At 42.3% G+C, this 20,266-nt stretch carries 24 protein-coding genes and 2 tRNA genes; 12 read left to right on the top strand and 14 right to left on the bottom strand.

Annotated features, from left to right (window positions below):
• Positions 1-86: 86 nt before the first annotated feature.
• The 7 genes from yegQ (at position 87) to RT422_RS04205 (ending at position 4,662) form a co-directional block, all read left to right on the top strand.
• Complete coding sequence (gene yegQ, locus RT422_RS04175; RefSeq protein WP_313421433.1) at positions 87-1,532, top strand: tRNA 5-hydroxyuridine modification protein YegQ; 1,446 nt, start codon at positions 87-89, stop codon at positions 1,530-1,532.
• A gap of 383 nt (positions 1,533-1,915) precedes the next feature.
• Positions 1,916-2,173 carry a YfhL family 4Fe-4S dicluster ferredoxin gene (locus tag RT422_RS04180; RefSeq protein WP_007117256.1) on the top strand — a complete coding sequence of 86 codons (258 nt, stop codon included), beginning with the start codon at positions 1,916-1,918 and terminating at the stop codon, positions 2,171-2,173.
• Between the two features lie 114 nt (positions 2,174-2,287).
• On the top strand, positions 2,288-2,830 hold the full coding sequence (locus tag RT422_RS04185; RefSeq protein ID WP_313421434.1) for a hypothetical protein: 543 nt from the start codon (positions 2,288-2,290) through the stop codon (positions 2,828-2,830).
• Positions 2,831-2,920: 90 nt separating this feature from the next.
• Entirely contained in the window at positions 2,921-3,496 is a 576-nt protein-coding gene (locus RT422_RS04190) for a hydrolase (RefSeq protein WP_060994443.1), read from the top strand.
• Positions 3,497-3,532: 36 nt separating this feature from the next.
• Positions 3,533-4,120 (top strand): HD domain-containing protein, encoded by a 588-nt coding sequence (locus tag RT422_RS04195; RefSeq protein ID WP_144918220.1) that lies wholly within the window; start codon positions 3,533-3,535, stop codon positions 4,118-4,120.
• A gap of 17 nt (positions 4,121-4,137) precedes the next feature.
• Positions 4,138-4,317 carry a hypothetical protein gene (locus tag RT422_RS04200; RefSeq protein ID WP_313421435.1) on the top strand — a complete coding sequence of 60 codons (180 nt, stop codon included), beginning with the start codon at positions 4,138-4,140 and terminating at the stop codon, positions 4,315-4,317.
• 96 nt (positions 4,318-4,413) lie between these two features.
• Positions 4,414-4,662: a hypothetical protein gene (locus RT422_RS04205; protein WP_313421436.1), complete on the top strand. Its 249-nt coding sequence runs from the start codon at positions 4,414-4,416 to the stop codon at positions 4,660-4,662.
• Positions 4,663-4,727: 65 nt separating this feature from the next.
• Here the strand turns inward: RT422_RS04205 and clpX are convergent, their stop codons facing one another.
• From clpX to rdgB, 4 genes are all read right to left on the bottom strand, one after another.
• Positions 4,728-6,011, bottom strand: a complete 1,284-nt coding sequence (clpX, locus tag RT422_RS04210; RefSeq protein ID WP_313421437.1) for an ATP-dependent protease ATP-binding subunit ClpX — start codon at positions 6,009-6,011, stop codon at positions 4,728-4,730.
• 56 nt (positions 6,012-6,067) lie between these two features.
• Positions 6,068-6,742 carry an ATP-dependent Clp endopeptidase proteolytic subunit ClpP gene (clpP, locus tag RT422_RS04215; protein ID WP_313421439.1) on the bottom strand — a complete coding sequence of 225 codons (675 nt, stop codon included), beginning with the start codon at positions 6,740-6,742 and terminating at the stop codon, positions 6,068-6,070.
• Between the two features lie 137 nt (positions 6,743-6,879).
• On the bottom strand, positions 6,880-8,244 hold the full coding sequence (gene tig / locus RT422_RS04220) for a trigger factor (protein ID WP_007117250.1): 1,365 nt from the start codon (positions 8,242-8,244) through the stop codon (positions 6,880-6,882).
• A 283-nt stretch (positions 8,245-8,527) separates the two neighbouring features.
• Positions 8,528-9,178: an RdgB/HAM1 family non-canonical purine NTP pyrophosphatase gene (gene rdgB / locus RT422_RS04225; RefSeq protein ID WP_099833395.1), complete on the bottom strand. Its 651-nt coding sequence runs from the start codon at positions 9,176-9,178 to the stop codon at positions 8,528-8,530.
• Between the two features lie 539 nt (positions 9,179-9,717).
• Between rdgB and RT422_RS04230 the strand changes: the two genes are divergently transcribed.
• A complete protein-coding gene (locus tag RT422_RS04230; RefSeq protein WP_076775005.1) occupies positions 9,718-10,344 on the top strand; it encodes a superoxide dismutase in 627 nt (208 codons plus the stop codon).
• Positions 10,345-10,652: 308 nt separating this feature from the next.
• Here the strand turns inward: RT422_RS04230 and panD are convergent, their stop codons facing one another.
• The 7 genes from panD to ispE form a co-directional block, all read right to left on the bottom strand.
• Positions 10,653-11,033 (bottom strand): aspartate 1-decarboxylase, encoded by a 381-nt coding sequence (gene panD / locus RT422_RS04235; protein WP_036589204.1) that lies wholly within the window; start codon positions 11,031-11,033, stop codon positions 10,653-10,655.
• 214 nt (positions 11,034-11,247) lie between these two features.
• A complete protein-coding gene (gene pth / locus RT422_RS04240) occupies positions 11,248-11,835 on the bottom strand; it encodes an aminoacyl-tRNA hydrolase (RefSeq protein ID WP_007117246.1) in 588 nt (195 codons plus the stop codon).
• Between the two features lie 37 nt (positions 11,836-11,872).
• The gene (locus tag RT422_RS04245; protein WP_007117245.1) at positions 11,873-12,598 is read right to left on the bottom strand and encodes a 50S ribosomal protein L25/general stress protein Ctc; all 726 of its coding nucleotides are present in this window, start codon (positions 12,596-12,598) and stop codon (positions 11,873-11,875) included.
• Positions 12,599-12,871: 273 nt separating this feature from the next.
• Positions 12,872-13,822: a ribose-phosphate pyrophosphokinase gene (locus tag RT422_RS04250; protein ID WP_099833397.1), complete on the bottom strand. Its 951-nt coding sequence runs from the start codon at positions 13,820-13,822 to the stop codon at positions 12,872-12,874.
• A gap of 127 nt (positions 13,823-13,949) precedes the next feature.
• Positions 13,950-14,025 (bottom strand) — tRNA-Gln (locus RT422_RS04255).
• A gap of 123 nt (positions 14,026-14,148) precedes the next feature.
• Positions 14,149-14,224 (bottom strand) — tRNA-Gln (locus RT422_RS04260).
• 99 nt (positions 14,225-14,323) lie between these two features.
• Positions 14,324-15,229, bottom strand: a complete 906-nt coding sequence (gene ispE, locus RT422_RS04265; protein ID WP_313421440.1) for a 4-(cytidine 5'-diphospho)-2-C-methyl-D-erythritol kinase — start codon at positions 15,227-15,229, stop codon at positions 14,324-14,326.
• A gap of 129 nt (positions 15,230-15,358) precedes the next feature.
• Between ispE and RT422_RS04270 the strand changes: the two genes are divergently transcribed.
• Together RT422_RS04270 and RT422_RS04275 are read left to right on the top strand one after the other, a co-directional pair.
• Complete coding sequence (locus RT422_RS04270; protein ID WP_065254104.1) at positions 15,359-16,249, top strand: DNA adenine methylase; 891 nt, start codon at positions 15,359-15,361, stop codon at positions 16,247-16,249.
• Between the two features lie 2 nt (positions 16,250-16,251).
• A complete protein-coding gene (locus RT422_RS04275) occupies positions 16,252-17,154 on the top strand; it encodes a type II restriction endonuclease (protein ID WP_313421442.1) in 903 nt (300 codons plus the stop codon).
• Here RT422_RS04275 and RT422_RS04280 read toward each other — a convergent pair.
• Both RT422_RS04280 and RT422_RS04285 read right to left on the bottom strand, forming a co-directional pair.
• Positions 17,128-17,652, bottom strand: coding sequence for a hypothetical protein (locus tag RT422_RS04280; protein WP_282850437.1), 525 nt, complete (start codon positions 17,650-17,652; stop codon positions 17,128-17,130). The two genes, RT422_RS04275 and RT422_RS04280, sit on opposite strands and share 27 nt — an antisense overlap.
• Positions 17,653-17,660: 8 nt before the next feature.
• Entirely contained in the window at positions 17,661-17,873 is a 213-nt protein-coding gene (locus RT422_RS04285; protein WP_312524145.1) for a helix-turn-helix transcriptional regulator, read from the bottom strand.
• Between the two features lie 66 nt (positions 17,874-17,939).
• Between RT422_RS04285 and RT422_RS04290 the strand changes: the two genes are divergently transcribed.
• Positions 17,940-18,155 (top strand): hypothetical protein, encoded by a 216-nt coding sequence (locus tag RT422_RS04290; protein ID WP_007117237.1) that lies wholly within the window; start codon positions 17,940-17,942, stop codon positions 18,153-18,155.
• Complete coding sequence (locus tag RT422_RS04295) at positions 18,152-18,961, top strand: DNA-methyltransferase (RefSeq protein ID WP_007117236.1); 810 nt, start codon at positions 18,152-18,154, stop codon at positions 18,959-18,961. Before RT422_RS04290 ends, RT422_RS04295 begins: the two co-directional genes overlap by 4 nt.
• Here RT422_RS04295 and RT422_RS04300 read toward each other — a convergent pair.
• Positions 18,951-20,198, bottom strand: coding sequence for an MFS transporter (locus tag RT422_RS04300; RefSeq protein WP_050324938.1), 1,248 nt, complete (start codon positions 20,196-20,198; stop codon positions 18,951-18,953). The genes RT422_RS04295 and RT422_RS04300 overlap by 11 nt on opposite strands.
• Positions 20,199-20,266 lie beyond the last annotated feature (68 nt).

Genomic DNA, 20,266 nt, shown 5'->3' on the forward strand with positions numbered 1-20,266 from the left:
AATTACTCAAGTTTTTTTCCGCGTGATTATCAAATTTGTTATAATATCAATAATTTCACATTGTATGACACGCTGTAAGGATAGTTATGACCCGTAAGCCTGAACTTTTATGCCCTGCTGGCACTTTTCGTAATATGCAATATGCGTTTGCCTATGGCGCAGATGCCGTATATGCGGGACAAGCACGCTATAGCTTGCGGGTGCGCAATAATGATTTTGATGAGGAAAATCTTGCCAAAGGGATTGCCTACGCCCATTCACTGGGCAAGCAGTTTTATGTCGTGGTCAATATCCAAGCGCATAATGCCAAGCTTAAAACCTTTATCGAAGACATCCGCCCTGTGATTGAGATGAAACCCGATGCGCTGATTATGTCAGATGCTGGGATGATTATGATGGTGCGTGAGGCCTTTCCAGAACAGGTAATTCACCTATCGGTGCAGGCGAACGCGGTGAACTGGGCAACGGTCAAGTTTTGGAAACAAATGGGCGTCAGCCGCGTGATTTTGAGTCGCGAGTTATCACTCAAAGAAATCGAACAAATCATCGCTGAAGTGCCCGATATGGAAATTGAGGTATTTGTCCATGGGGCACTTTGTATGGCCTATTCGGGTCGTTGCTTGCTCTCTGGGTATATCAATAAACGTGATGCCAACCAAGGCACTTGTACCAATGCCTGTCGCTGGTCATACAACACCTATAAAGCAGAAGAAAACGAAACGGGCGATATCGTGCCAACACAGCCTACCGCGCAGCCTATCAGCCAACCTATCAATAGCCCCGAAGTTTTTGTGCCTACTCAAGCTACGCAAGAAGATGCCATTCAAACTATCAATCTAAATGGTGATGTGGTGATGGGCGATGACTATGTACAGCAACCATCGGATGAAGTGGTACTGATTGAAGAACAAGGTCGCCCAGGCGAATTGATGGCGATGTTTGAAGATGAACATGGCACTTATATTATGAATTCTAAAGACTTACGTGCCGTCGAGCTAGTCCCTGAGCTGACCCACATGGGCGTACACTCACTTAAAATCGAAGGCCGTACCAAGTCGCATTATTATGTGGCGCGCACCGCGCAAGTGTACCGCCAAGCGATTGATGATGCCGCCGCTGGTAAGCCATTTGATACAGGCTTAATCACCGCACTCGATGGGCTCGCCAATCGCGGCTATACCGAAGGCTTTTTACGTCGCCACGTGCATAGTGATTACCAAAACTATGAATATGGGTCATCAAAAACCGATCATCAACAGTTTGTTGCCGAGATTAGCGACATTACCCCAACACGCTTAACCTTAATAATTAAGAATAAATTGATGGTGGGTGATACCATCGAAATCATGACGCCACAGGGTAATTTGAGCTATCCCCTCAAAGAAATGTGGAATAAACAAGGTGAGCCGATTGATGGCGCTTTAGGCTCTGGCTGGGTGTGTCAAATCGCCAATCCGTTTAAAGAGATGCAAGATGATGTGTTGCAATTTGCATTAATCATGAAAAGCGTCAGTGAACCAATTTTTACCTAACTAGGTAGTGTTGTCGCGGTATCAGGCGGGATTTTAAAGCCATTGAGACGACTTTGGCGGGAATTTAGCGGACAATTTTCGGTTTGTTAACGGTAAAGCAATTCACACTCGCGACAGCTGCCATGAGATTTTACATAACTTATGGCAATCTCGAGACTGGCAGTCTCAACCGCTATTGCCTGAGCATGTTCGCTATCACTTTTTCTCACTCACCGAATGTATGATCACTTTGTATTATAAGCATTAACCGATGGCAGATGTCAGGCAGGAGTTATGGATGCAAGATGACAATGTATGGCATATGAGGTATGGCATTTGAGTGCGGTGTCCCTCATTAATTGCTCAAGGTGTTAATTGCTAAAGGTAAAAACAGACTACAAGACATGGCACTAAAAATCACTTCCGACTGTATCAATTGCGACATTTGTGAGCCTGAATGCCCAAATGAAGCCATTAGCTATGACAATAAAGTACAAAAAACCTACGTCATCAATCCTGACTTGTGCACCGAATGCATTGGGTTCTATGATGAGCCAACCTGTGACAAAGTCTGTCCGATTGATTGCATCATCAAAGACGATGAGCGCCCCGAATCGCCCGAACAGCTACTTGCAAAATATAAGCAAATTTGGCAAAAATAATACTAACAAAAAGTTGCGGTAAATGTTGCCAAAACATTTTACTATAAGTTAATCAATTTTTTTTGAAGTGATTACTGGCATTTTTTATCAAAAACAACATTCAAAGTGACATTCATGGTTAAAAAAAATAACAAAGCGACTGACCCTCAAGCACAACAATCGAAGCGCTCAGCACAGCCTCGCAAACAAAAAAACAAAGCTAAAAAGCGTCACGTTGTCGCGAAACTCATTGGCGTTGGTGTGACAGCCACAGCAGCAACGGGCGTAACTGCTGTCCTAGGCAGTTATGGCGCATGGCAATATGCCAAGCAGCAATATAAAGCGCGCCGTTTATATACCCCTGCATTTAGCGGGGTTGTCACCAATCAGCATTTTAAAGGTAAGGTGCACAAGGTCGGTGAGTATTTAACCTTTGTCACCGATGGCGCTACCTATGCGCTCAATGACCCATTATTGCGTATCCAATCACTGTATCAGTCCAATAAAACACCTACTGACAATCAAGCCAGTCATCAAACCAAGCTCATGGATCAGGTGCATTGTGATGACGTCACTATTGTTGCGGAACTCAGTGAAAAAGGACATTATGGTTATTTAGGACATTTGGACTACCAGTTAACCGTGGTGGACACCGCAGATGATGCGATGAATTTTTAATGGCATTTTTTTAATAGAGTATAGTATAGCATTCGTGACATACGAATGATTATAACCACCCAAGTTGAACCATCATCAAAGGAGCTGAAGATGACAACAAAATTTATCCCAAAACCCTATCGTATCGAGCGCAATGACTGCCAAGCCATGCTGATTGATATACAAGAAAAACTTGCGCCCCATATTGCCGACCATCAAAAATTACTCAAGAAAACAGCGATTTTGATTCAAGGTCTACAAACGCTCAATATTCCCATTATGGTTAATGAGCAATATCCCAAAGGACTGGGGCATACTTTGCCAGAGTTGACGCAGTTACTATCTGAAAAAAATACGCCAGTCTTTGAAAAAACAACCTTTAGCGCCTGTGATACGCCAACTTCTTGGCATCATATCGCCCAGCAAAATCGCAACAATGTGATTTTATTTGGCACAGAAACCCATGTCTGTGTCATGCAGACGGCGTTAGATTTACTCGACAACGGTATGCAGCCTATCATTATCACCGATGCGGTGGGCTCGCGAGACCTGTATGACCGTAAAATTGCGATTCGTCGTATGCGCCGTGCCGGTGCAGTCGTCACCACCACTGAAGCAATTTTATTTGAGCTGTGTCGTAGCTCAGAAGATCCCGCGTTTAAAACGATTTCAGCGCTAGTCAAGTGAACACAACTCAGACCATGCAGGATTAAGAGGTATTTGATGCAACCGCTTATTGATTATCTGTTGGCATTGGATGCCTTAAAATCAGTCAACCGCCGCAACTATACCACCCAACTGTCTGAAGACACGCCACGACGTCTTGAAAATTCTGCCGAGCATTCATGGCATTTGGCGATGGCGTGTTGGGCAGTCGCGCAGCATTTCAACCTAGAGGTCAATCATGAAAAACTGCTCAAACTGGCACTGGTTCATGACTTGGGCGAAATTGAGGCGGGTGACACGTTCTTATACGCTGATAAACGCTCGCAGGCGCATATTGATGAGCGAATAGGCGTTGAAAAATTGGCAGCGATGATGGGCAACCCCGTTTCAGAATTGTTAACACTGTGGGATGAGCAAGAAACAGGTCATAGTGCTGAAAGCAAACTGCTTAAAGTAGTGGATAGGCTATTGCCCTTTATGCTCAATATGGTGACAGATGGCGGTGCGTGGACAGATCATCAGGTCAAGCGCTCCCAAGTCCAAGCCGCCCAAGCATTTATCAGACAGGATTTTCCCGAGATTCACGACTGGATAACCGAGCAAATTGCCATTGCGGTACAACAGGGTTGGTTGATTGAAGATTAAATGCTGCAGGGGGTCATATGATTAAAAAATTAGCGATTGCTTTAGGGTTGGCTTTAGGTCTTATGAGTATTACCCATGCAGAAGTTTACAAGCTAGACCCAAAATCAACCCAATGCTATCTTTTTAGGCACGATAAATTACAGCAAAAACTTGCTTGCAATATGACAGCCACCGCTGCCACGGGCAAAGTTTGGTGAACGAAGCGAAATTTTAAGCTAAACAATGGCAAAACTATCAAAACATTTGCAAAAGACACCCAGCGTAAATACCTGTCCAAAACCGATAAAATTTTGATGCCTTTTACTTCAGAGCTAGACAGGGGCGATGACCAAATTAGCATTGCCACCATTAACAATCAACCTGCAATTCGTCAAAACCGCTGGCTAAAAAATTACCGTGTGATGAATTGGGAAGAATTTTGGGGCAATCATACTCAATTATTGCCTAATCAAATGACAGACAGGTTGGCGTGTTTACAATTAGAGAATAAGTCCTTCGAGATTTGCACGCATTACAACCACAATGATTTTCGTACCGATTAAGCCAAATAAAAAACGTGCGACATAGGCACGTTTTTTTAACTCACTATTTTTAAAATCACTAACAGTTAAACAATCTCTGGCGATTGGTTATTATCAATCACTGCCTCATTGACTGTCACGGTTTTGCCGGGTGTCATTGAAGGCAGTTCATACATGGTATCGAGCAGGGCGTTTTCAACAATGGAGCGTAGACCACGCGCGCCGGTACGACGCTTTAGCGCTTGTTTGGCAATCGCCACCAGCGCATCATCGGTAAACGATAACGTCGCATTTTCCATTTCAAACAAGTATTCGTATTGTTTGACTAGCGCATTTTTTGGCTCGGTTAAGATTTGTACCAATGCTTCTTCGTCCAATTCTTCCAGTGTCGCGACCACAGGCAGACGACCAATTAACTCTGGAATCAGACCAAATTTAATCAAATCTTCTGGCTCCACTTGCTTGAACAATTCACCGGTTTTTTTACCGCTGTCTTTGGCTTTTACCTCAGCGTTAAAACCGATACCGGTTTTTTCGGTACGCTGTTGAATGACATTGTCGAGACCGGCAAAAGCACCGCCACAAATCACCAAGATATTACTGGTGTCGACTTGAATCATCTCTTGGTTTGGGTGCTTACGACCGCCTTGCGGTGGAATATTGGCAACCGTACCTTCAATCAGTTTCAACAGCGCTTGCTGTACGCCTTCACCCGACACATCACGGGTAATCGAAGGGTTTTCGCTTTTACGGCTGATTTTATCAATTTCATCGATATAAATAATGCCTTTTTGCGCTCTCTCGACATCAAACTCTGCCGCTTGTAACAGTTTTTGTACGATGTTTTCCACGTCTTCACCGACATAACCTGCTTCGGTCAAGGTAGTGGCATCGGCGAGCGCAAATGGGACATCAAGTAGGCGTGCCAGGGTCTGCGCCAGTAAGGTTTTGCCAGACCCAGTTGGACCAATCAGCAAAATATTGCTTTTTGATAGCTCAACCATGGCATCATCGGCGCCAAGTGTCGTCAACGCTTTATCTTCACTCAGTTTTTCACTGACCTTTAAGCGTTTATAGTGGTTATAAACCGCTACCGCCAAAGTTTTTTTGGCTTTATCTTGACCGATGACATACTCATCTAAGTGGCTGCGAATTTCTTTGGGGGTTGGCAATTTGCGTGCTGCCCAGTTTTCACGCTCATTGGTATCACTACCGTCGCTGCCTAAAGACTTGGATTCGGCGATTAAATCATCGCACAGTTCAATACACTCATTACAGATATTGGCGTCTTGACCTGCAATTAGCTTTTTGACTTCGTGTTTGGCTTTACCACAAAACGAGCAGTGTGGCTCAATGTCATTTTTTGACATAAAAAAACGCTCCTAAAATTATGCTTGTCTTAATTGCTTTGTAAGTGTGTAACCTATTAAGCAATGCTTGGACGTTTTTCTAATACTTCATCAATCAGACCGTATTCTTTGGCTTCTTGGGCATCTAACCAATAGTCACGCTCGACATCACGGGCGATTTTCTCAAGTGGCTGACCGGTACGTTCTGCCAAGATTTTATTTAAGCGTTCACGGATTTTTAGGATTTCACGCGCATTGATTTCAATATCAGTCGCTTGACCTTGTGCCCCACCTGACGGTTGGTGAATCATCACACGCGCATTGGCTAAGGCGTAGCGTTTACCTTTTTCACCCGCTGCCAGTAAGAATGAACCCATGCTATAAGCACCGCCCATACAGATCGTTGACACTTGTGGCTGGATAAAGTTCATGGTGTCAAACACGGCAAGACCCGCGCTCACAGAGCCACCTGGTGAATTGATGTATAAGTGAATGTCTTTTTCTGGATTTTCCGCTTCTAGGAACAACAACTGGGCGACAATTAAATTCGCCATGTGGTCTTCAACTTGACCGGCTAAGAACACCACACGCTCACGTAATAGGCGTGAATAGATGTCAAATGAGCGCTCACCGCGAGCCGATTGCTCGACCACCATAGGTATTAAAGCACTTTGTGGTGACAACACGTCACGGGTTACGGTATTTTGGATTTGACTCGTCGCGAAAGGCGAGTCCAAGAATTTTTCTAACATGTTATTGTCCTTTTTAAATATGCAAAAGCCCTTATCGTTTATAAGGGCAATTGGCATAAAAACAAGTTACTAAGCTGACTAAAAATACATTCTTAAACGCCTAAGCTTAAATGCCTAAGAATGGATTAAGCCAATTATTACATCATCGCTTGTTGTTGGCTAGCTAGTAAGTCTTGGTAAGATACTTCAGTATCAGTCACTTTACCTTGAGACAAGATATGATCGACCACTTGATCTTCTAACACCACCGCTTCGATGTTGGCACGTTCCTGCGCATTGTTGGTGTAATAGTCGATAACTTCGTTTGGATCTTCGTAGTTTTCTGCCATTTCATTGATATATGTGGTCACACGTTCTTGGTCAACTTCAAGTTTATTTGACTCAATCAGACTCGATACAATGATACCAAGGCGGGCAGCGCGCAGGGCTTGCTCTTCAAATAATTCGTTTGGTAGCATGTCTTTGTTAAAAGTTTTAGGATCGGCACCAAATTGCTGGGCAAAACGGTTTAACATCATACTACGTTGGCGATCGATTTCTTGCTCAAGCATCGATGCAGGTACGTCGATTTCATTTTTTTCAAGTAGGGCGTTAAATGCCGCTTCTTTCACTTGGTTACGGGCAGCGCTTTTTACTTCGCGCTCCATGTTCTTACGCACGTCTGCTTTAAGTTTGTCTAAGCCGCCTTCTGTTACCCCAAATGCTTCAAGGAACTCATCGTTTAATTCTGGTAATTGTGATTGCTCAACTGATTTGACGTTGATTTTGAACTGTGCTTGTTTGCCTTGTAGGTTTTCAGCTTGGTAATCTTCTGGGAATGTCACGTCGATGGTTTTTTCTTCGCCTGCTTTCATGCCTTTGATACCATCTTCAAAGCCTGGAATCATACGACCACTACCTAAGACTAGGCTAAAGTCTTGTGCGCTACCACCTTCAAATTTTTCACCGTCGATTGAACCTTCAAAGTCAAACTTGACTTGGTCGCCTTCATCTGCGGCATCGTCTTTGGCAACGTAAGTTTGGCGTTGTTTTTGTAGGTTTTCAATCATGGTGTCAACATCTGCGTCGCCCACGTTGGCAACTTGACGCTCAACTTCAATGTCTGATAACCCTTGAACTTCTACTTCTGGGAATACTTCAACCGTTGCTTGATAAACCAAAAAGTCGTTTTCAAGTTTCACGTCATCAATGTTTGGCATACCCACGGCGCGGATGTTTTCTTGACGAATCGCATCAAATACGGTATCGCGAATCACATCATTGATCACTTCCTGTTGGATACCTGCGCCATATTGGGCGCGAATGTGTGATACAGGCACTTTACCTTTACGGAAACCGTCGATTTTAGCGGTTTTTGCCACTTGGTTGATGCGTTTTTCCACACGACCTTGAATGGTTGACACAGGTACTTTAACCGTGAGTTGGGTTTCAAGGTTTGATTTTTTGTTGGTAGTTACTTCTAAGTTAGTAACTGTTGAATCTGACACATTTGAATTTGACATAACAAAACCTTCCATAAAATATCAAAAAAGAGCAGCGTGGGTGCCACTCATAAAGGTAAATAGCGATAAGTTATCAGGCTTTTAAGGTGATTGAAAAAAGCCTATAAAATACGCAATCCAAAATCTGTTGGTTAACGCATGCTAAAAGGCAAAAATTAACCGAAAGTGGTATAGTATAAATTAATCATCTAGTAAAGTAAAAAAATTGTTGCTGTAAAATCTCTGTATTGACTACCTTAGCAGTCACACCCTGTCTATCTGCAAGAGCGTGAGTTGAAAACCTTTACTTCATCAATTGCATTAGCAGTTGCTGCATCGCTTGCCCGCGATGACTGATGCGGTTTTTATCGGCCTTGTGCATCTCGGCAGCGCTTTTTTGTAAGCTAGGTAGCCAAAATAGCGGGTCATAACCAAAACCAAGCTCACCTTGCGGGGCGGGCAAGATTTCACCTTGCCAAATCCCTTGGGCAATGATGGGTAGCGGGTCATCGGCATGGTGCACGAGTGCCAACACGCAAACAAACTGCCCGATAATCGGCTCATTCGTATGTCTGTGGGGTTCAAGCAGCCGCAATAATTTTTGGTTATTGGCTAAGTCTTTATGCTGGCTAAAGCTGGCTTCATCTTGGGCAAAACGCGCAGAATAAATTCCGGGTTGACCGCCCAAGATAGGTACACATAAACCCGAATCATCAGCAATCGCAGGCAGTCCGCTAATATGGCTGGCATGGCGGGCTTTAATCAGCGCGTTCTCAATAAAACTAAGTCCATCTTCGACCGCGTCCTCGATGCCCAATTGCCCTTGTGGGATGACTGTTATTTCAAGATTGGCTTGTTCAAATAATTGCTTGAATTCCGCGAGTTTGCCTTGGTTATTACTGGCGAGGACTAACTGGCGGGTAGGAAATAGTTGATTAAGGATAGAAACTGACATACAGACCCACTGTGTGTATTTTGCATAAAAAACTTGACCTTATCATAGCATAGTTAACAGTGGCTCGCGCTGCAAATACTCACATTGCAAAAGCCTTATACCAAACCACTACAGTTTTTTTTGAATAATTTGCTATCATCAAATAGCAAGTAACGGGTTAAAAATCAGCTTATTAGCATGCACTCATTGATTTTTACCCCACAAGATAATAAATCCCCACTATAGAAACGGTTAAATTCTGCCAATTTTTATGGCAAAATAACCCATGTGTTATGAGGATATTATCAAGGCTAATGATAGCAAGGTTAATAAACAAAGCTAACGATAGTAAAATTGGTGAGCGTTTTTAACCCTTGATAAAGCTTGATGAAGCATAGATAAATAACATAAACTAAATAACATCAACCCAGCCAACTTGCCATTTTGGATATGGTTTTGATATATGCGCTTTTAATACAAAGCTTTTATCACACAAATGGCATGTGGTTACTTTTATCATAAAGTCATCACAACAATAGCGAAGGAAAAAGGAAAATAACATGTCACACATTACATTACCAGATTTACCATACGCCAAAAACGCGCTTGAGCCACATATCAGCGCAGAAACCCTAGAATTTCACCATGACAAACATCATGCAGCGTATGTCAACAAACTAAATGAGCTACTACCAGGTTCAGGTCTTGAAGGTAAAGAGCTGGATGAAATCATCAAAGCCACCGCAGGTGATAGCAGCAAAGCGACCATCTTTAACCAAGCGGCGCAGGTTTGGAATCATACTTTCTACTGGAACTGCCTAACTGCTAATGGTGGTGGTGAGCCAACAGGCGACCTAAAAGCCAAAATCGAAGAAGCATTTGGTTCGTATGCAAAATTCCGTGAAGAATTCAAAAACGCGGCTGTAAGCCAATTTGGTTCAGGTTGGGCATGGTTAGTGGCTGACAGCGTGGGTGGTCAATTATCAATCACCAAAACGGCAAACGCAGACACCCCATTAGCCCATAACCAAGTTGCGGTATTGACTTGTGACGTGTGGGAGCATGCTTACTACATCGACTACCGTAATCGTCGTCCAGACTACGTTGACACCTTCCTAGATAAACTTGTCAACTGGGATTACGCAAACGCCAAATACAAAGGTCAACCAGCTGGCGTAGAAAAATAATCGCCTATCTTGGCTTCTTTAAGCCCTTTAGTCGTTTAAAAAAAGCCGAATCAATTTCGGCTTTTTTTTATTAACAGACACTAAAAGTAAAATTTTGTTAATTCTTTATTCGGCTTTCCGCTACCTGGCCACGGATGCTACCTGACCTATCGCAAGCAAACGGGTAAGGTAAAATCTACGCTTAAACCCATCAATCTACCTATCAGCCAAACGCATTGTCTAAAGATAAAAAATGTAGACAACAAAAAGGCGAGTATTCAATGCCTCGCCTAATTTATTCGCAAATTTTTGGTGGCGATAAAGCTGTGTTAAGAAACTTGCACAGGAATCACGTTGGCAGTGTCTTTAACGATATTACCTTCATCAAGGTAAACCAAGCGTGGATGATGGTTGTCGGCTTCTTTCTCATCCATTTGCGCGTAAGCAGCGATAATCACCACATCGCCTAAATCTGCCATGTGAGCGGCTGCCCCGTTGAGCGAAATCATTTTTGAGCCTGCTTCTGCACGAATCGCATAGGTGCGAAAGCGTTTACCATTGTTGACATTGTAAATGTCGATTGATTCGTTCTCACGGATACCCGCCAAGTCGAGTAACTCGCTATCAATGCCACATGAGCCTTCGTAGTGAAGTTCACAATGGGTCACACGCGCGCGGTGAAGTTTGGCTTTTAATAGGGTTAATAACATGATCGTTCCTTACCTTGTCAGGTTAACGCGATGCGCGTCATTGTGGTAAAAGTGAGCAGGCTAGTCATGAGAGGCTGTTAACCAACTCGATAAAAGTTAAACATGATTGAAATATCAGGTGAGAAATTCATCCATCTTGCAATCAATATATGGAAGGAAAATAAAAGTTCAAGGATAGACCCTAAGATTTATCAATCTTGTCCTTTGGTTAACGTTAGGCATTAGGTAGTTTAAAACTATTGATGGCTTGCTGGGCTTTGGATAAGTCACCTGTCACCAAATCGGGCAGGGTACGCATGGCAGCATCTAGCATACTGTTAAATGCGATTTGCTCATCAGCGGTCGGTTTGCCAAGCACATAACCCGATACTTTGGACTTATGTCCTGGATGACCAATCCCCAAACGTAAACGGTGAAAATCCGCGCCGATATGTGGCACGATATCACGCAGTCCATTATGACCGCCATGACCACCGCCTGTTTTTAAGCGCATACGACCCACATCAAGGTCAAGCTCATCATGAACAATCAGCAGTTCGTCATTGTGGATGCCATAAAAATTCACCATCGGCACCACTGCTTCCCCTGATTTATTCATAAAAGTATGCGGTAACAATAAGCGTATATCCATGCCATACACTACGCCACGTCCAACCAAACCATGAAATTTTTTATCCAACGTCATGGTGATGTTAAACGTCTCGCTCATACGCTCCACAAACCAAAAGCCAGCATTATGCCGTGTTTGGGCATACTGCTGACCTGGGTTGCCAAGTCCGACAATCAGTTTAAGTTTTGACACGCTGATTATTCCAACTTAAGCGGCAAATGACAAATGATTATTCATCATCAGATTTTGGGGCATCATGGGTGTCATCTTGTGCTTGAAGCTTACGTGCTTCTTCGTCACCTTCAGGATCACGAGTACCGGCAGCTTCTTCATTTGCTTCTGGCTCGATTGGCTCTTCAACTTCTACTGTTGGCGCTTGCATAGTAGCCACAGTACGGTTAAACGGTTCAGTCACTTCAAGCTCACGAATGGCAACGCCTTCAGGTAACTGGATATCTAACAAGTGAATCGAATCACCGACGTTCATGCCAGATACATCTACTGTCAAGTATTCTGGGATTTTTGAAGGAATGGCAGTGATTTCAAGTTCAGTGGCATTTGATACAAAGATACCGCCTGCTTTATGACCTGGTGCATCTTCAGCGCCTACATAGTGTACAGGAACAGTGATGTGCATCGCTTGACCACGGACGATACGTTGGAAGTCAGCGTGCATTGGGGTGTTTTTGGCTGGATGACGTTGTAATGCTTTAATCACCACTTCTTCCGTACCTTGACCTTCTACGTTGATGGTCAAAATGTGAGAGAAGAAACTTTCTGTTTCAAGTGATTTAATCAATTCATTGTAACGAATAGCAATAGAGGCTGGCTCTTTGTCTGCACCGTATACGATTGCTGGTACTAGGTTTTGTTTACGAAGGCGGCGGCTCGCACCTTTACCTTGTAACTCGTCGCCACGTACGACAGCGTTTAATTCAAAAGTTTGGTTACTCATGGGAGTTTCCTTGGGTTAGGCTAGTCATGGGTGCCTTGTCAGTATGACTTGGCTGTTTGAATTTACTTACAAAGCTTTAGTTAAAAAGATTGGCAAGTGACTAGCGAGTGAAAAAAAGCATAAATTTGCGACCAATTTATGCGTTATGCGCCACTTTTTTAAAAAATGGCAAAACTTTAACAATTATTTTGCAAATAGCAAGTTAAGAATAGCAACATGGACGGAACCAATAAGCTCGCATCTTACATGTTGGCTAGTATTGCCTAAAATCACCTACATAATATCAAACATCGCACTTAATGATTCTTCATTGTTGATACGACGTAGCGCTTCAGCCAGCATAGGGGCAATGGTCACTTGGCGAATTTTGCCCGTGTTTTTTGCGGCATCTGACAGTGGGATAGTATCGGTTACAACAAGTTCATCAAGCACTGACGCTGCAATTGTTTGGATTGCTTTACCTGACAATACAGGGTGAGTGATGTAACCCACCACCCGGCGCGCGCCTCGGTCTTTTAATGCGGCGGCGGCTTTGCACAGGGTACCTGCGGTATCCACCATATCATCGATAATCACGCAATCACGGTCTTTAACATCACCGATGATATGCATCACTTCTGATTCATTGGCTTTGGCGCGGCGTTTATCGATAATGGCCATGTCGGCATCGCCTAACTGTTTTGCCATTGCACGGGCACGCACCACACCGCCCACGTCAGGAGATACCACCATCAAGTTATCGTATTTTTGCTCACGCAAATCTTTAAATAAAACCGGCGTACCGTAAATATTGTCTACAGGGATATCAAAGAAACCTTGAATCTGGTCTGAGTGCAAATCCACGGTAACGACACGGTCAATGCTCACGATATTGAGCATATCAGCCACCACTTTTGCTGAGATAGGGACACGCGCTGAGCGAGGACGACGGTCTTGACGCGCATAACCAAAATAGGGCATCACTGCCGTAATGCGACCTGCACTGGCACGGCGCAAGGCATCTGCCATTACCATGATTTCCATCAAATTGTCATTGGTCGGTGAGCAAGTTGATTGTAGGATAAAGACGTCTTTACCACGTACATTTTCTTGGATTTCAACCGCGACCTCACCATCCGAAAAACGCGTCACATCGGCACGTCCTAACGGAATATGTAAGTGATTGGTGACATTTTTTGCCAATTCTGGATGGGCATTTCCGGTAAAAATCGCCAAATAAGGCATATGCGAGTCCTATTTTTCTAGACCAACGACGGTTTCATCAAACAAAAAAACTCATCAACTAACTTTTACAATTAGGATGAGAAAAACGTCATTACGTCAACTACTAAAAATGGGTTAGTAAAGAAAATGGCAGGGGTAGCTGGACTCGAACCAACGAATGCCAGGATCAAAACCTGGTGCCTTACCAACTTGGCGATACCCCTGTGACGGTGCGAACTATACCGATTTTAGGCGATTTTGTCAATGTAAAATGTCTTGAACAGCGCAGATTTTATGACAAAATTTTTACTACGTGATGCACAAGAAAATCTGTACATCTTTGAATATGGCAGGGGTAGCTGGACTCGAACCAACGGATGCCAGGATCAAAACCTGGTGCCTTACCAACTTGGCGATACCCCTATATTGGAAGCGATATTTTAACCAAAAAACATAAAATTGCAAGCTTTTTTTGGACATAAACACCAAAATTTTTGCAATTGTTGATTTATCAAAAATTTATTACAGCGTATGCACCCAATACGCGTGAAACGGTGAGGATTGTAGCCAGTGTTTGATGGTGTTTTTATCAAAATCGCTAGGTATTGGCAAAAACACACAGCTGCCTGAGCCCGTCATGCGTGGTGTGGTGTGGGTGTTGGCGGCAAGCGTCATTAAAACATTCATCGCGGTGTTGACGTTTGCAGATAAGGCACATACCACAGGTTCAAAAACATTGGTGAAGCCATCGGTTAGCTCATTGGTAAAGGCATGACAATGGTTTTGCAAATAGTCATGAGAAAGGCTTGCACAGTCACGTTTTAGCAGCGGATGGGCGAAAAGTTCAGCCGTGCTGATATGGGCATCGGGTTTTAACAATAAAAATTGCTGCGCAGGCAAGTCAATCGGCGTTAAAATATCGCCAATGCCTTCAGCAATGGCATCTTTGCCAAAAATAAATATCGGTACATCTGCGCCCAGTTTTGCGCCAATAAGGCGTAGCTGCTCATTGCTCAATCCCAGTTGCCATAAGCTATTGAGCGTCATCAGGGCTGTCGCACAATTAGACGAACCCCCGCCCAAGCCTGCCCCCATCGGAATGTGTTTATCGAGGTGAATATCAACAATTGGTAATTGGGCGATTTGCGAGTCACTCAAGATTTGATGATTTTTGGCAAAGGCTAATAAGGCAATGGCCGCTTTAATAATCAGATTGTCGGCAGGGTTGTCGGTGACGTGCTCGGAATTGGTCAGGGTGACGGGCAAGTTGTCGCCAATGGTTGTATCCGTATGACTAAAAGTGAGCGTATCGTATAAATCTATCAGCCGAAATACGGTTTGTAGATTGTGATAGCCGTCGGGGCGTTTACCGGTAATATGTAAAAATAGATTGATTTTGGCAGGGGATTGTTGGGTAATGGTCGGCATATTTTTATAATGAGTGACAGGTTTGCTTAAAATTCTAACATATCAATTTGCATTGAAGTTCATTGAAAGGATAAAAATCGGCTGTGCTATAATGCCTTTCCTTTTTGATTCGATGTTCAAATTTAAAAAATGTCTCAACTTAAACCTTTTCTAAAATGGGCTGGCGGTAAATCACAACTCATCGGTGATATACAAGCACGTTTGCCAAATTATACAGCCAATCAAGATTTCTGTATGATTGAGCCATTTCTAGGTGGGGGTGCGGTCAGTTTTTGGGCATTATCTAACTTAAAGTATCTAAAAAAACTTATTATTAATGACTTTAATGAAGATCTAATAAATGTCTATCAGGTTATCAAGGCAGATGTTCAACAGTTAATGATTGAGTTAGATAACTTGCAAAAAGATTATGATAAGTTGTTAGATAAAGATGCAAAAACGCCTTATTTTTATGCTAAACGTGCAAGTTTCAATCAAAGAAATCTTGATCCAGTGAAGCAAGCCAGTTTATTTATATTTTTGAATAAAGCCAGTTTTAATGGGCTATATCGAGTTAATAAAAAAAATCAGTTTAATGTGCCAATAGGTAGTTATAAAAGACCCGTTTTTTTGGATAAAGCATTATTACTTGCAGTCTCTGACGCGTTGCAAAAAGTCGTGATTTTACAGGGTGACTACGAGCAAACGCTTAAAGCGCTACCAAACAACTTACCTTGCTGGTTTTATCTTGATCCACCTTATCGCCCGATTAGCGAAACAGCAAGTTTTACTGCGTATTCTCATCAAGTTTTTGATGACAGTGAGCAACGTCGGCTGCATGAGTTTTGCCAGAAAATTGATAAGTTGGGGCATCAGTTTTTATTAAGTAATTCCGACCCAAAGACGCACAGCAAGTATGATGATTTCTTTGACACACTCTATCAAGATTTTAATATCGAGCGAGTAACGGCTAATCGTGCTATTGGGGCAAAATCAACCAGTCGCCAAGCCGTGAATGAATTACTAATTCGGAATTATTAATTATGGATAGTCAATTGTTTGCAGATAAACATTTTGAGAAGTTCATTGAGACACTAAATTTAAAAGGTATCACTCAGTTTGATTATTTTGTGAACTGGGGAAAGGTGTTTAAAAATATTACGCCAATCGAAAAAGAGCTGAATTTGTTAAACACTGCCATTGGTAAAGAAGATATCGAAGCGGCATTGTTCGATATTCTTAAGACTTATCCGAAGACAATTAAGACAGTACCCACTCTTTTGGCAATTCGAGACAAATCAATTGAAGTTTTGATTGATAGCACGGCTTTTATTTATAAAAATTTTGACTTCAATTTAAAAGAAGTCACAGATGAAAAAATTCACGATGTGGTAAATCTCTTGATTGAGAGTGGTTTTGCGGAATTGATCAAAACCAAGCAAATTAAAAGTATCCCTGACTATTGTATTGGTGTAGAAGTTGGACTTGATTCCAACGGTCGAAAAAATCGTGGTGGTACATCGATGGAAAAACTCGTTGAATCCTTTGTCGCCATATTTTGTCATGAACATAATTTAGCTTATTTGGCTCAAGCCAACGCCAAAAAGATTAAAGAAGTTTGGGGCATCGATATTGCTGTTGATAAATCTTCGAGAATCATCGATTTTGTAATCAAAAAAGATGCGCAGTTATTTTTTATCGAGTGCAATTTTTATGGCGGTGGTGGCTCAAAGTTAAAATCCACCGCAACTGAATATATCGAAATGAGCCGCTTTTGGCAGGCTCAAGAGGTTACTTTTATTTGGGTGACTGATGGGAAAGGTTGGCTGAAAACTAAAAATCCATTAAAAGACTATTTTGAACGCAACAATATTTTGCTCAATATTGAAATGTTAAAAGATGATTATTTGGGTAAAATTTTATTCCCAAACAATCTTATTAAGTAAGTCAGCAACATTAAAAAAGTAGTCCGATTGATTATCTCGAATATATTGTAATGGGTCTTTATATTTAGGCTTATCAAACCATTCGCTTAGTAAGTAATAAAAATGAACTTGTTTTCCTAAAGGGGTAAACATTTTCTGATATTGCTGGGTTTTAAAAGGAAAAGTTGTCAGTTTCTCATCAACTGACCCGCCTGTATTTTGAAACTTTTTCTCTATGATATAACATGACTTTTGGGTAATTAATACATCATCAGGCAATAATTGAGAGCTAATAAAATCTTGCCAATTTATTTGATTAAGCAATAAGTAATTTTTGTACAAGCCATACTTAGAAAAATGTTCAGCGACCAAAATATTTTTCAAATAAATTTTATTATTTACCGTATGAAAATTAGGTAGAGCATCAATCACTGTCAAAAGATCCATGTTTCTTTCAAAGGTTAGACCATTAATATTGGTTTGTGCCCCACCGCCAAAACTATTAGGCTGTCTTGCCATTATTTATCCTAAAAATCAAATAATTCACTTAACGACAAATCAAACGCGTTAGCAAAAATCTCAATATTGATTAGTGCAGGATTTCGCTCGCCACGTTCGACCATGCCAATATAGTTACGATGAAACCCTGTCAGTTCTGCTAACTGCTCTTGACTGAGATTTTTAGCTTTGCGCAGTTGGCGAATTTTTTGCCCAAACTTGATTAAAATGTCATTTTCCATTGCGTTATTCTCACTGATTGATTAAAATTAACTACACACAATAAGTGTTATTTTGGAATTATTGACATGCATGTTGCTTACAAGTTCAATGATGATTGTGAATGGCTAGCGGATGAAGGCATCAAAGGCAAAATTGTGAATACCTTGCGAATGCTTAGCTTGGATAGTCGGTTAGAAAACCAGACGGTTTTCATTCCTGATGGTTGTGAAGAAATGGGGTTTTTAGAAGGGAGTTATGATATCGCGTCAATGTTGCACTTTATTGCGGATATGATGGAATGATTTTTTATCAATCAGAACTACAAGATTTCACGCTGCTGCAAGGTGATTGCTTACACATTTTGCCGACAATCGATGATAAATCTATCAATATGATTTTTGCCGATCCGCCTTATTTTTTATCCAATGACGGATTAACGGTAAAAAATGGCATGGTGCAATCTGTTAATAAGGGCGAATGGGATAAATTTAGTGATGATAATGAAGTCTATATTTTTACTTATGATTGGCTAAGCCAAGCAAAGCGAATGTTGGCAGATAATGGCACGATTTGGATGAGTGGAACCCACCACAATATTTTTACGCTAGGGCGAGTATTATCACAACTCAATTTTAAAATCTTAAACATGATAACTTGGGAAAAACCCAATCCACCGCCAAATTTTTCTTGTCGCTATTTCACCTATTCAACTGAATGGATAATCTGGGCAAGAAAAAACCCAAAAATTCCGCATTACTTTGATTATGAATTAATGAAGTCGCTCAATGGTGACAAACAAATGAAAGATGTTTGGCGTCTGCCTGCGGTATCAAGCTGGGAAAAGCAATTTGGCAAACATCCTACGCAAAAACCGTTAGGATTGTTGTCAAGGATTGTTTTGGCGTCTACCAAAGCCAATGATCTCGTGCTTGACCCATTTACAGGCTCATCGACAACAGGTATTGCTGCCAATTTATTTGGTAGAAAATTTATCGGAGTTGACCAAGATAGTAATTTTTTAACCTTAAGCAAAAATCGCTATCTTGGGTTGGATGAAAAATCACGCCAATATTTTAAAGAGAGAGTAAAGCAACAGATTAGCTTGTAGCTTTCATTATTTTCGGCTCTTGAATCGGTAGATTGAGCACAGCAGCTAAGGCAGCCAGTGCCATATCGGCATACCACATATACTGATAATTACCAAATTTATCGACCACAATTCCCCCCAAGTAGGCGCCCAAAAACCCGCCAACTTGGTGACTAAATAACACCAATCCAAACAAGGTTGCCAAATATTTGACCCCATACAACTTGCCGACGGTTGCCGCAGTCGGAGGTACTGTAGCAAGCCAAGTTAGACCTAAGCTAACCGCAAATATAAAAAAAGTCGTTGCCGTCTTGGGTGCCATCAAGAAAATCGCAATCAAGATAGTACGGCTCAAATACATCCAAAACAAAATATATTTGCTGCGAAAATGACCCACACACCAGCCGACAAACAAACTACCAACCACATTCGATAAGCCAATCAACGCGAGCGACCAAGAGGCAACATTGCTACCAAGACCCGCCAACGTCACTTCCATCGGCAAATGAGTGACCAAAAACGCAATATGAAAACCACAGGTAAAAAAACCGATATGCAGCAGCCAGTAGTTACGATCGCTAAGCGCGCGTCGAATGCATTGTGATAGCGTTTCGTGGGCTTGGTTATTGGCAACCGCCGACGAAGCGGCAGGCGCATGTTTACCTACATTGTTACCCTGCGTGAGATAATAGGCCAACGGCAAACACAGCAAACTTGTCCCTGCCATAAAATACATTGCCCCTGTCCAACCTACCACTGGCAGGGCAATTAACCCTTGTAAAATCGGCGCAAATAAAAATTGCCCAAACGAGCTACCTGCATTAATAATACCCGATGCAGTGCCGCGCATATGGGGTGGGGTCTGATTCGCTACTTGCCCCATCAGCACTGAAAAACTACCCGCACCTGTCCCAAATGCGACCAAAATCCCAAGCGTGACCACCAAACCACCGGCACTGACAAAATAGGGTACACTAAAACAGCCAATCGCCAGTAGCAAGGTGCCGAACAATAGTACCCGCCATGCGCCAAACTTATCCGCTAGCGCCCCTGTCACAGGCTGTGACACGCCCCACATCAGCTGTGTCACCGCTAAGGCAAAACTGATTGGCACAATGCCAATATGCGCGCTAGCATCAATCGGTTTGATAAATAACCCAAGTGATAGCCGAATCCCAGACGTAATCAATAAAATAACCGCAGCGGCGGCAACTAACAGCCAAAGCTGATTTTTTGACGGTAGGGCAGGGTTTGGCATAGGGCATATCCAAAAAAAGGTAGCAAAAACTGGGGTGGCAACTACTTGGCTAACGCGCTAGTATCTGA

Source organism: Moraxella sp. CTOTU49803 (assembly GCF_032097965.1).
Lineage (GTDB): Bacteria > Pseudomonadota > Gammaproteobacteria > Pseudomonadales > Moraxellaceae > Faucicola > Faucicola tetraodonis.

Excerpts from the sequence above, each read along its gene's own strand:
- rdgB (WP_099833395.1), bottom strand. The coding sequence starts at position 9,178 with ATGTCAGTTTCTATCCTTAATCAACTATTTCCTACCCGCCAGTTAGTC.
- panD (WP_036589204.1), bottom strand. The coding sequence starts at position 11,033 with ATGTTATTAACCCTATTAAAAGCCAAACTTCACCGCGCGCGTGTGACC.
- RT422_RS04250 (WP_099833397.1), bottom strand. The coding sequence starts at position 13,822 with ATGCCTTATTTGGCGATTTTTACCGGAAATGCCCATCCAGAATTGGCA.
- RT422_RS04270 (WP_065254104.1), top strand. The coding sequence starts at position 15,359 with ATGTCTCAACTTAAACCTTTTCTAAAATGGGCTGGCGGTAAATCACAA.
- RT422_RS04185 (WP_313421434.1), top strand. The coding sequence starts at position 2,288 with ATGGTTAAAAAAAATAACAAAGCGACTGACCCTCAAGCACAACAATCG.
- RT422_RS04280 (WP_282850437.1), bottom strand. The coding sequence starts at position 17,652 with ATGGCAAGACAGCCTAATAGTTTTGGCGGTGGGGCACAAACCAATATT.
- RT422_RS04180 (WP_007117256.1), top strand. The coding sequence starts at position 1,916 with ATGGCACTAAAAATCACTTCCGACTGTATCAATTGCGACATTTGTGAG.
- RT422_RS04205 (WP_313421436.1), top strand. The coding sequence starts at position 4,414 with ATGCCTTTTACTTCAGAGCTAGACAGGGGCGATGACCAAATTAGCATT.
- clpX (WP_313421437.1), bottom strand. The coding sequence starts at position 6,011 with ATGTCAAAAAATGACATTGAGCCACACTGCTCGTTTTGTGGTAAAGCC.
- RT422_RS04290 (WP_007117237.1), top strand. The coding sequence starts at position 17,940 with ATGCATGTTGCTTACAAGTTCAATGATGATTGTGAATGGCTAGCGGAT.
- RT422_RS04200 (WP_313421435.1), top strand. The coding sequence starts at position 4,138 with ATGATTAAAAAATTAGCGATTGCTTTAGGGTTGGCTTTAGGTCTTATG.
- ispE (WP_313421440.1), bottom strand. The coding sequence starts at position 15,229 with ATGCCGACCATTACCCAACAATCCCCTGCCAAAATCAATCTATTTTTA.
- RT422_RS04245 (WP_007117245.1), bottom strand. The coding sequence starts at position 12,598 with ATGAGTAACCAAACTTTTGAATTAAACGCTGTCGTACGTGGCGACGAG.
- RT422_RS04275 (WP_313421442.1), top strand. The coding sequence starts at position 16,252 with ATGGATAGTCAATTGTTTGCAGATAAACATTTTGAGAAGTTCATTGAG.
- RT422_RS04190 (WP_060994443.1), top strand. The coding sequence starts at position 2,921 with ATGACAACAAAATTTATCCCAAAACCCTATCGTATCGAGCGCAATGAC.
- RT422_RS04285 (WP_312524145.1), bottom strand. The coding sequence starts at position 17,873 with ATGGAAAATGACATTTTAATCAAGTTTGGGCAAAAAATTCGCCAACTG.
- tig (WP_007117250.1), bottom strand. The coding sequence starts at position 8,244 with ATGTCAAATTCAAATGTGTCAGATTCAACAGTTACTAACTTAGAAGTA.
- RT422_RS04195 (WP_144918220.1), top strand. The coding sequence starts at position 3,533 with ATGCAACCGCTTATTGATTATCTGTTGGCATTGGATGCCTTAAAATCA.
- clpP (WP_313421439.1), bottom strand. The coding sequence starts at position 6,742 with ATGTTAGAAAAATTCTTGGACTCGCCTTTCGCGACGAGTCAAATCCAA.
- RT422_RS04230 (WP_076775005.1), top strand. The coding sequence starts at position 9,718 with ATGTCACACATTACATTACCAGATTTACCATACGCCAAAAACGCGCTT.
- yegQ (WP_313421433.1), top strand. The coding sequence starts at position 87 with ATGACCCGTAAGCCTGAACTTTTATGCCCTGCTGGCACTTTTCGTAAT.
- RT422_RS04300 (WP_050324938.1), bottom strand. The coding sequence starts at position 20,198 with ATGCCAAACCCTGCCCTACCGTCAAAAAATCAGCTTTGGCTGTTAGTT.
- RT422_RS04295 (WP_007117236.1), top strand. The coding sequence starts at position 18,152 with ATGATTTTTTATCAATCAGAACTACAAGATTTCACGCTGCTGCAAGGT.